General features: G+C 65.4%; 1 protein-coding gene. It reads left to right on the plus strand.

Annotated elements, in window-relative coordinates; translation table 11 throughout:
- Nucleotides 1-90 precede the first annotated feature (90 nt).
- Nucleotides 91-540, plus strand: a 450-nt coding sequence (locus tag IF99_RS35370; RefSeq protein ID WP_234340930.1) for a hypothetical protein, incomplete at its 3' end; no start/stop codon positions are given.

The following is a 540-nucleotide window of genomic DNA, read 5'->3' on the forward strand; positions in this document are numbered from 1 at the left end:
GATCATGGTGGGGAGCGTGCGCTGGGGTCGTGGGTGCCGTTCCGTCCGACGAAGCTGTCTGTGCCGCGTGTTGATCGTGTGTGGAGGGCGTTGGACGGGACGACGTTCCGGGACAGTGATGTGGATTCCCGGCCGTTGGTTTCGGATCGTCATGAGCGGTTCGGGCAGATGTCGCATGCGGATGGTGTGCGGGACCGTGAGGAGAAGTTGCGGTCGTATCTGCATGCGAAGAAGTTGGTGCATTTGATGCCGTCGGGTGGGCGGACGGCGTTGGTGAGTGAGGAGGTGAGGGCTCCGGATCCGGCTGTGTACACGTATGTCGCTCATGGTCTGCCGGGTGGTCTGCAACTGGCTTTGAAGGATGGGCGGACGGTGTGGCTGGGTGCGGCGGACGGTGGCCGGTATATCGGTGGGCTGCCGGAGGTGGCGGAGCTGCCGCAGGGGCATCGGCTGGGGTTGGAGGTGTGCTTCAGTGATGCGGCGGGGAGCCCGTTGGCGCCGCAGTTGGACAACCGGCCGGCGCCTGCGGTGCATGATCCG

It is taken from the genome of Streptomyces sp. NRRL F-5630 (genome assembly GCF_000719475.1).
Lineage (GTDB): Bacteria > Actinomycetota > Actinomycetes > Streptomycetales > Streptomycetaceae > Streptomyces.